2 protein-coding genes are annotated in these 1,501 nt (G+C 71.9%); both read right to left on the minus strand.

The window, feature by feature from the left end; all coding sequences use genetic code 11:
- Positions 1-93 precede the first annotated feature (93 nt).
- Positions 94-1,032, minus strand: a complete 939-nt coding sequence (locus QH270_RS05335) for a glucosyl-3-phosphoglycerate synthase (protein ID WP_280339229.1) — start codon at positions 1,030-1,032, stop codon at positions 94-96.
- A partial coding sequence (locus QH270_RS05340; RefSeq protein WP_432420295.1) for a dihydropteroate synthase occupies positions 1,029-1,501 on the minus strand: 473 nt, incomplete at its 5' end. The genes QH270_RS05335 and QH270_RS05340, both read right to left, overlap by 4 nt.

Consider the following 1,501-nt stretch of genomic DNA (forward strand, 5'->3'; position numbering starts at 1 on the left):
CCCCCGATCACCGGCTCGCGGGGGGTATCCCATGCCAGCGCGCGCACGATGTGGGCGCCTCGCCTACGTGGCGTGGCGCCCTGTGGCTGTCCGCTAGGCCGCGACCTGTTCCGGCCGAAGGGTGTTCATCGGCGGACGGTCCTCCAGGGAGACCTCGGTCGTGTGCGGGATGAATTCGCCACCGATCATCGGAAACTGGGTGAGGGCAGCGCCGGAATCGGGAACTCCGCTGCGGCGCAGGGCGGTTCCGAGAATCTGCCTGCTCATCACGCCGAGGTCCGAGAGCGGGCGGTTGCGGTGGGTGCGGACGCCGAGATTCACCTGGGTGATGGCGTCGAGGCCGAGGCGGTCGTAGGTGTCGAGCAGCAGCCCGATCTCCACGCCGTAGCCGGGCGCGAAGGGCACGGCGGTGAGTAGTTCGCGGGTGCCGGCGTACTCGCCGCCGAGCGGCTGCAGCACCTGGGCCAGGTCGGGCCGCAGGGCGGCCAGCAGCGGACGGGCCACCAGCTCGGTGACCCGGCCACCGCCGTTGGCGTCGACGGACTCGCCCTGGCGCAGCGGGCGCCGGTAGTACGCCTTGGACAGGTGCGTGTCCGGCATCGTGAGCAGCGGCCCGAGCAGCTTGGGCACGAAGGCCGGATCGGGGTCGATCAGGTCGGAGTCGACGAAGGCGATCAGGTCACCGCTGGTGCAGGCCAGCGAGCGCCACAGCACCTCGCCCTTGCCCGGCACCGGTTCGAGTTCGGGGACCGCCTCCTCGCGGGTGATCACCTCGGCGCCGGCCGCGCGGGCGCGGGCGGCGGTGGCGTCGGTGGACCCGGAGTCGAGCACGATCAGTTCGTCGACGAGGGTGCCGAGCAGCGGCCGGATGCTGGCCACCACGTCGGCGACGGTGTCTTCCTCGTTCAGCGCGGGCAGCACCACGGAGACGGTGCGGCCGGCCTTGGCGGCGACGAGTTCGCCGACCGTCCAGTCGGGGGTGTCCCAGGTGTGAGTGGTCGCCCAGGCGGGCTCGCGGTGTTGGATTTTCATGCCAGACCTCGCAGAGTTCGTGCGGGGGGCCGGATGCCCTGGATCGCGGCGATCATGTCCACGACTCGCCGGGTCTCGGCGACTTCGTGAACCCGGAAGATGCGAGCGCCCGCCGCGGCCGACCATGCGGTTGCCGCCAGTGTGCCCTCGACCCTCTCGGTCAGACCGACACCTAGAGTCTCCCCGATAAAGTCCTTGTTACTCAGTGCCATCAAGACTGGCCATCCGGTTTTTACAAGACCGTCGATTCCGCGCAACAACTCGAGCCCGTGATAGGTGTTTTTCCCGAAATCGTGGGTGGGATCGATCACGATGCCGTCGCGCCGGACCCCCGCCGCGGCGGCGCGCTCGGCCGCCCCGCCCACCCGCGGGGGGGCCACCGGCCCCCCCAAGGGGGTGCGCCCCCGGGGGGGGCCGGGGCGGGGGCCCGCGCCCCCCGGGGGGGGGGCCCCCCTTCCCGCGCCCCCCG

It is taken from the genome of Nocardia neocaledoniensis, assembly GCF_029868625.1.
GTDB lineage: Bacteria > Actinomycetota > Actinomycetes > Mycobacteriales > Mycobacteriaceae > Nocardia > Nocardia neocaledoniensis_A.